Origin of the sequence: Sphingobium sp., from assembly GCF_035511395.1 — a bacterium.
Classification (GTDB): Bacteria; Pseudomonadota; Alphaproteobacteria; order Sphingomonadales; family Sphingomonadaceae; genus Sphingobium.
Window position 1 is genome coordinate 1 of the sequence record NZ_DATKFP010000123.1, and the last position, 7337, is coordinate 7337.

Below are 7337 nucleotides of genomic sequence, written 5' to 3' on the forward strand. Positions count from 1 at the left end.
GCGTCGGCGGCGTTCACTGTGTCGGACATCATCGCCTATAATGCGCCCTACTTCACCATCGCGGCGATGACGTCGGATGCGCGTCCGATGCTGGTGTTCGATTTCTTCTTCAAGATGTCCAGGTCGCTGTCCATGCTGGTGCGCGCCATGGTCGAAGCCGCGCTGCCCCGCATCACCCGCGCCTTTCACGCCGGCGACAACGCCCGACTGCGGCAACTGCTGTTGCGGGCGCTGGGTGCGGCGATGATGTTTGCCTTCGCGCTGGCGATGGTGCTGCTGATGGCTGGCGACCGGCTGTTCGCGATCCTGTTCGACGGCCGCGCGACACTAGATCGAGCGGATATCGGCCTCATCATTCTTGCTCTGGCGGCGCTCACCATTCTCTGTATCTCTGTCTATGTGCAAGCGGCGCTGGGACTATTCAGCCAGTTGTTGGCGCGATCGCTGCCCTTCCTCGCCGGGTCGCTGGCGAGTGCGCCGCTTGCTCTCCTGCTTTGGCCCGATCGCTTCGACCTCGCTTTTCTTGCGCTCTACGCCCTCACGCTGCTGGGCGTGGCGGGGCTGCATCTCCTGTCGCTCAAGAGGCTGCTGCGCGCATGAAGATCGCGATGCTCGATCCCTCGCTCTTCACCGGGCGCTATGACGACAGCCTCTGCGCAGCGCTGGCGGGGCAGGGGGCTGAGGTGACGCTGCTCGGCCGCCCGATGCGCGCCACCGACGCCATCGCGCCGCAGGGCTATGCCTATCTCCCGCATTTCTTCCGCCGTAGCGAAGCGCTGCGCGACAAGCTGGGCGAGGGGCGCGCCTTCCGCCTTGCCAAGGCGGCGGAATATGGGCTGGCCTGCGCGCTGGGTAACATCCGGCCGCTGCTCGCCGCAGATCTGGTCCATGTCCAGTGGCTCCCGCTCGCACCCGCCGACCGGCTGATGCTCCAGCGGCTGAAGGGGCGGACCGCTTTGGTCCACACTGTCCATAATGCCGATGCCTACCATGCCGATGCGGGGCTTCAAGGGCGGGGCTATCGCGCGCTGCTCGACCTGTTCGACGCGCTGGTCGTGCATGGCGAGACGACCCGCGACGCTCTGGTCGGGCAGGGCGTCGATCCGGCGCGCATCCATGTGACGCCGCATCCGCCGATGCGCCTTGCTACCGCGTCCCCGCAAGACCTGGCCGCCATCGCCATGCCGACCATGCCGCGCCTGCTCTTCTTCGGTACGATCCGTCCCTACAAGGGCGTCGACCTGCTCATCGAGGCCTGTGTCCAGCTCTGGCGTGCGGGACATCGTTTCGAGCTGGTGCTGGCAGGCAAGCCCTTCATGGACGTCGCGCCGCTGACCGACGCCGTGGCGCAGGCGGGTTTCGCCGACCGGCTCATCACCGATTTCGGTTTCCTGACCGAAGGGCGGCTCGATGCACATATGGTGCGTGCCGACATGCTGGTCTTCCCCTATCGCCATATCGATTCGAGCGGCGCCTTCCTGTCGGCGCTGCACCATGGCAAGGCGATGGTGACGTCCGACGCGGGCATGTTCGGTCAGTTGCCGGACGATGTCGCGGTGCGGGCACCGGCGGGAAATGCGCCCGCCCTTGCCCAAGCCCTCTTGCCGCTGATCGAAAGCGCGGCCATCAGGCAGGAGCATGGCGCGCGGGCGCGGGCCTATGGTGAAGAAATGGGGTCTTGGAAGGATATGGCGGTGGCGACGATCGGCGTCTACGAACAAGTGCTGGCCGGGCGCGCATGAACCGCTATCTGCGCGAACTCGCCGATCGCAGGCTGGCCGTGAGCCTCGCCCTTTCGGGCCGCGTCCATCAATATCCAGAGGTTCAGGCGCTCAAGCGCTTCCTGTCGGCCTTTGCGGTCGATTGTCTGTTCGACGTGGGCGCGAATCGCGGCCAATATGCGACCATGGTGCGCAAGGATGCGGGCTATAGGGGGCTGATCCTGTCGTTCGAGCCGAACCCGGACGTGTTCGCCGAGCTACAGAAACATGCTGCATCCGATCGCAACTGGCATGTGTTCAACATGGCGCTGTCCGATTTCGACGGCACCGCCAGTTTCAACATCATGGCCGCCGACCAGTTCAGTTCGCTGAAAAAGCCGTCGGGCGAGCAGGACGCCATTTTCGCCGATCGCAACAAGGTGACAAAGACGGTGGAGATGCAATGCCGCCGGCTCGATACCATGCTGCCCGAACTGATGGCGCAGCATGGCTTTGCCCGGCCTTTCCTGAAGATGGACACGCAGGGCCATGACCTGTCGGTCTGCGAAGGCGCGGGCGATGTGTTGGGCAAGATGCTGGGCGTGCAGACGGAACTGGGCGTCCGTCCCATCTATGAAGGCGGCACCGGCTATCGAGCGATGATCGACTGGCTGGAGGCGCGCGGCTTCATCCCTTCCGCCTTCTTCGCCAACAACAAGGGGCATTTCCCGCTGTTGGTCGAAATGGACGGTATTTTCGTCAACCGGACGCTGGTCGAGGATTGAGCGTGAACGCGCTCGCTCGCCATGTCTCCGCGCGCCGCCTGTTTCTGGCGGGAGCGATCGGTCTGGCGCTGTGGCTGGGGGCGACCTTCCTTTGGCATGTGACCTATCGGCAGGGGGTCAGCCTTGCCGTCATCCTGCTGCTGGATCAGGATTTTCCGGCGCTGCTGGGATCGCTGCTGTTGCTGGCGCTCGCTGCGCCATGGGCGGAAGGGAAGGGCTTCACGCTCCCCAGACCCACGGCGCGCATCGTCGTGCCGCTGATCCTGCTGCTCGGCATGGCCGCCTGGGCCGGCCATTATGCGCTGTTCCAGGATTATGCGATCAGCCGGGACGAGGAAGTGGCGCGCTTCGCCGCCGCCTATATGCGCGAAGGGCTGTTCGCCCGGCCGATCCCGGTCGAATGGGAACCCTACCGCCGGGCGATCATGCCCGAATTCTTCTCGCCCTTCGGCGCGGCCGACTACTGGACCGCCGCCTATCTGCCGGTGAACAGCGCGATCCAGGCGATCTTCTGGCAATTGGGCGATCCCAATCTGGCAGGGCCGGCGTTGCTGATGGCAGGGCTGTTTGCGCTGTGGCGCGTGGCGCTGCACCTGATGCCCGACCGGCCCGATGCGGTATGGGTGACGATATTGCTCGGCTTCTCGTCCAGCCAGCTCTGGGTCACGGCTATGACCCCCTATGCCATGACCGGCCATTTCGCGCTCAACATGATCTGGCTCGCGCTGGTGCTGCGCGGCGGCGTGGTTGGTCATCTGAGCGCGGGCGTCGTCGCGCTGATCGCGGCGGGGCTGCACCAATGGCACTTCCCGCCCATCTTCATCGCGCCGTTCATCCTGTGGATGCTGCTGGCGCGGCGCTGGGCCGTCGCGGCTTTCCACGCGCTGACGCTGGTCGCGATCGTGATCGTCTGGGCGAAGCTATGGCCTGGCTTCCTGCTTCATGCGCTGGGCGCGCCAGCCGATGTGCGCCCTTCGGCCGGTGTCGCCGACAAGGTGGGAAGCCTGTTCGAGCGGCTGGGCGACCGGTGGCAGCCATTGGTGAACATCAGCCGCTATGTCGCGTGGAACAATATATTGATGGTGCCGCTGGCGATGCTGGGCATGGCGGCGATGCGGTTCCGGACGATGATCCGGGGGCAGGAGATCGCGCTGCCGCTTGCGCTCGGCTGTCTGGCGGGTTGCGTATTGGCGCTGGCGCAGGGCTATGGATGGGGCTTCCGATACGCGCATGGCTTCATCGGTCCCTTCTGCCTGCTCGCAGGGCTGGGATGGGCGCGGTTCCGACCCGAAGGCGCGATGCGGCCGATCTTCATCGGCGTCGTCATCACTGCGCTGTCGAGCGCCTTCCTGGTCTGGCGGACGCATGAATTTGTCGCGCCCTATGCTGCGAGCCACAAACTGATCGATTCGAGCCAGGCCGACGTCGTGCTGATCGATCCGCGCGGCGGCCTTTATGTCACCGATCTGGTGCGTGGCCGCAACGGCGTGCCGGGCAAGCCGATGGTCATGAACCTGGGCATGCTGACGCTGGATCAGGTGGACATGCTCTGCGGTTCCTATGTGGTCGAACTGTTCGACCGCGCGGAGTTCCGTCCGCTGGGCGTGCCGCTGGCGCGCTGGAATCTCGGCCGCATGGACGCTCTGCGCGCCCATATGAAGGATGTGGGCTGCGACAAGCCGGTCCAGCCGCCGCTGCCCGAGACGTTCGAGGATGCGCTGAACGCCGCCGACAACGCGATGTGATGGGGAACGAGCGTAGCACTTCGCTACGCTCGCTCGCAATGACGGAGGAGGGGCTATTGCCCCTTCACATAGACCCGCTTGCCGCCGATCCAGGTTTCCAGCACCTGCGTCTGGCGGATATCCGCCGGGCGTGCAGCGCTGATGTCGCGGTCGATCAGCAGGAAGTCGGCGCGCTGTCCGGGGATCAGGCTGCCGAACTTCTTTTCGGCAAAGCCGGCATAGGCAGCCTGCCGGGTGAACCCGTCCAGCGCCGCCTCGAAGCTCACCCGTTGTTCGGGCATCCAGCCGCCCGCCGGCTCGCCCTTCGCATCCTCGCGGCTCATGGCGACGGCGATGCCGGGGAAGGGGTTGGGGCTTTCCACCGGCACGTCCGACCCGAAGGCCAGCGGCACGCGATTGTCGAGCATCGTCTTCCAGGCATAGGCGCCCTTGAGCCGCGCTTCGCCCACGCGCGCGGTCGCCATGCGCCAGTCCGATGCTTCATGCACCGGCTGCATCGACGCGATTGCGCCCAGCGGGCCGAAGCGCGAAAGGTCGGCCGGGTCGATGATCTGGGCATGTTCGACGCGCCAGCGCCTGTCGCCCTTATAGGTGTCGTTGAGTTCCTGGATCGCGTCGAGGATCTCGCCATTGGCGGCGTCGCCGATGGCGTGGACGGCGATCTGGAAATTGTCCATCGCCGCGCGGCTCATGATATTGCGCAACTGCGTGCCGGGAATCATGTTGAGGCCGCGCTGGCCCGGCGCGTCGGCATAGTCGGCCTTCAGCCATGCCCCGCGCGATCCCAGCGCGCCGTCGAGCAGCAGCTTGATCCCGCCCATGCGCAGATGATCGTCATAGAGCCAGGGCGTCGGCTCCGGCCCGGCGATCAGTACCATGTTGTCGAGGCCATAGGCGTAGGACATGATCCGCACGCGCAGCGCACCGCGATCGGCCGACCGGCGGAACGCCTGCCAGTCATCGATGCTGGTGCCCATGTCGGCGATGCCGGTGATGCCCATCGACAGCAGCGCGCGCTGCGCCTTTTCCAGCGCGAGGTCACGATCCTTGGGCGCGGGCGGCGGCACGAATTTCTGGATCAGGTCCATCGCCTTGTCGACGAAGACGCCAGCCGGCTTGCCTGCCGTCATCTCGACCCGGCCGCCCGTCGGCGCCTTGGTCGTTGCCGTTACACCGGCCGCGCGGATAGCGGCGCTGTTGGCCCAGCCTGCATGGCCGTCGATGCGTTCCAGCCAGACCGGAATGTCGCTGACCGCCGCGTCCAGTTCAGCTGCGGTAGGAAAGCGGCCCAGCCCCCAGCTTTCCTGGTTCCAGCCCGTGCCAATGATCCATTTGCGCCCCGGATTGGCGGCGACATAGGCGCGAATCTTCTCCTGAGCCTGTGCCAGCGAGGTTGTGTCCGACAGGTCCAGCGTGATGAGCGACAGGCCATAACCCATGACATGGCCATGCGCGTCGATCAGGCCGGGGATCAGCGTCTTGCCGCCCGCGTCCAGCTTGAACGTCGGTCCCTTGGGTCGTTCGGGCCAGGGCTGGCCACGCTTGGGCTTCTTTGGCTTATATTCCGGCTCTTCGTAACGGCCGGGGATCAGCTTCTCGACCTTGCCGTCATCGTCGATCATCAGAGCGCCGAAATGAACGATCCTGCCGTTCGCATCGAGCGCGATGCCGTTAACATTGTCGATCACGCCCGATGCAAGCGCGGGCAGGGGAGCGAGCGCAAGCGCCAGGGCGGCGCTCTTCAGCGCGCTCGAAGACAGAAATTGGGTCATGCTCGGGTAATTCTCCGCACCAGTGCGCTGGTGTCCTGCCGATGGCCGCCCATGGCCTGCACATCGGCATAATATTGATCGATAAGCGCCGTCACCGGCAAGGTGGAGCCATTGGCCCGCGCTTCCTCCAGCGCCAAGCCCAGATCCTTGCGCATCCAGTCGACGGCAAAGCCGAAGTCGAACTCGTCCTGCGCCATCGTCTTCCAGCGATTGTCCATCTGCCAGCTCTGCGCCGCGCCGCCGGATATCGCCTGAAATACGACGTCGAGGTCGAGGTCCGCCGCCTGCGCGAAGCGCATCGCCTCCGCCAGACCCTGGATCACGCCGGCGATGCAGATCTGGTTCACCATCTTGGTGGTCTGCCCCGCGCCCGCGCCGCCGACATGGACGATGCGCGCGGCATAGGCCTGCATCACAAGATTGGCGGCTGCGACGGCCGGCTCGCTGCCGCCGCACATGATGGAGAGGCGACCATTTTCCGCCCCGGCCTGTCCGCCGGATACCGGCGCGTCAACGCTGTGGATACCCCGGCTCTCACCCTCGACGAACAATTGCCGGGCGATCCGCGCCGATACGGTGGTATGGTCGATGAACAGGCTGCCCGGCTGCATCGCGCGGAAGGCGCCCTCGCGCCCCAGCGTGACCTGCGCCAGGTCATCGTCGGTACCGACGCAGCTGATCACGATCTCGGCATCCTCGGCCGCCTTGGCCGGGTTGATCGCCACTTCGCCGCCATAGGCTTCCGCCCAGCTCTTCGCCTTGCCGATGGAGCGGTTGTAGACCGTCAGATCATGGCCCGCCCGCGCCAAATGGCCCGCAATCGGTCCACCCATGATTCCCAAGCCGATAAACGCGATCCTAGCCATCAAGCCTCGTACATTTCGTGCGTGCACCCCTGCCATAAGGCCAGTTTTCCGACAGTGCCAGTTTCTTCACCCGCAATTTTCGTTTAGGGGGCGTCGCCATGAACACGCTAACCAAGATCGAAAGCGCGCTGCCGCTGCCTGTCACCGTCGACGATATCCTTGCCGCACGCACCCGAATTTCGGGTGCGATCGTCAAGACGCCGACGCTGATTAGCCAGACGTTCTCCGACATGCTTGGTTGCAAGGTCTATCTGAAGTTCGAAAATCTCCAATTTACCGCCGCCTACAAGGAACGCGGCGCACTCAATCGTCTGCTGCAACTGGATGAAGCGTCGAAGGCGAAGGGCGTGATCGGCGCGTCCGCCGGCAATCATGCGCAAGGTCTTGCTTATCATGGCAAGCGTCTGGGCGTGCCGGTCACGATTGTGATGCCAACGACGACTCCGATCGTGAAGGTGACGCAGACGCG

6 protein-coding genes and 1 pseudogene are annotated in these 7337 nt (G+C 65.0%); 5 read left to right on the plus strand and 2 right to left on the minus strand.

Annotation, left to right across the window (positions count from 1 at the left end; genetic code table 11):
• The 4 genes and pseudogenes from VMR39_RS07920 to VMR39_RS07935 form a co-directional block, all read left to right on the plus strand.
• Positions 1-600: pseudogene (locus tag VMR39_RS07920) on the plus strand (hypothetical protein); the annotation flags it as partial.
• The gene (locus VMR39_RS07925) at positions 597-1742 is read left to right on the plus strand and encodes a glycosyltransferase family 4 protein (RefSeq protein WP_325415430.1); all 1146 of its coding nucleotides are present in this window, start codon (positions 597-599) and stop codon (positions 1740-1742) included. The pseudogene VMR39_RS07920 and the gene VMR39_RS07925, both read left to right, overlap by 4 nt.
• Positions 1739-2485 carry an FkbM family methyltransferase gene (locus tag VMR39_RS07930; protein ID WP_325415431.1) on the plus strand — a complete coding sequence of 249 codons (747 nt, stop codon included), beginning with the start codon at positions 1739-1741 and terminating at the stop codon, positions 2483-2485. Before VMR39_RS07925 ends, VMR39_RS07930 begins: the two co-directional genes overlap by 4 nt.
• A 2-nt stretch (positions 2486-2487) precedes the next feature.
• Entirely contained in the window at positions 2488-4230 is a 1743-nt protein-coding gene (locus VMR39_RS07935; RefSeq protein WP_325415432.1) for an MFS transporter, read from the plus strand.
• Positions 4231-4283: 53 nt separating this feature from the next.
• Here VMR39_RS07935 and VMR39_RS07940 read toward each other — a convergent pair whose 3' ends face one another.
• Positions 4284-6002 (minus strand): amidohydrolase, encoded by a 1719-nt coding sequence (locus VMR39_RS07940; protein ID WP_325415434.1) that lies wholly within the window; start codon positions 6000-6002, stop codon positions 4284-4286.
• Complete coding sequence (locus VMR39_RS07945; protein ID WP_325415435.1) at positions 5999-6868, minus strand: NAD(P)-dependent oxidoreductase; 870 nt, start codon at positions 6866-6868, stop codon at positions 5999-6001. The genes VMR39_RS07940 and VMR39_RS07945 overlap by 4 nt, the downstream gene beginning before the upstream one ends.
• A 98-nt stretch (positions 6869-6966) precedes the next feature.
• Here VMR39_RS07945 and VMR39_RS07950 point away from each other — a divergent pair.
• The coding region (locus VMR39_RS07950) for a pyridoxal-phosphate dependent enzyme (RefSeq protein ID WP_325415436.1) at positions 6967-7337 on the plus strand (371 nt) is incomplete at its 3' end.

Bases quoted from the DNA above. Each gene is read 5' to 3' on its own strand.
- VMR39_RS07925 (WP_325415430.1), top strand. From the start codon at position 597: ATGAAGATCGCGATGCTCGATCCCTCGCTCTTCACCGGGCGCTATGAC.
- VMR39_RS07930 (WP_325415431.1), top strand. From the start codon at position 1,739: ATGAACCGCTATCTGCGCGAACTCGCCGATCGCAGGCTGGCCGTGAGC.
- VMR39_RS07940 (WP_325415434.1), bottom strand. From the start codon at position 6,002: ATGACCCAATTTCTGTCTTCGAGCGCGCTGAAGAGCGCCGCCCTGGCG.
- VMR39_RS07945 (WP_325415435.1), bottom strand. From the start codon at position 6,868: ATGGCTAGGATCGCGTTTATCGGCTTGGGAATCATGGGTGGACCGATT.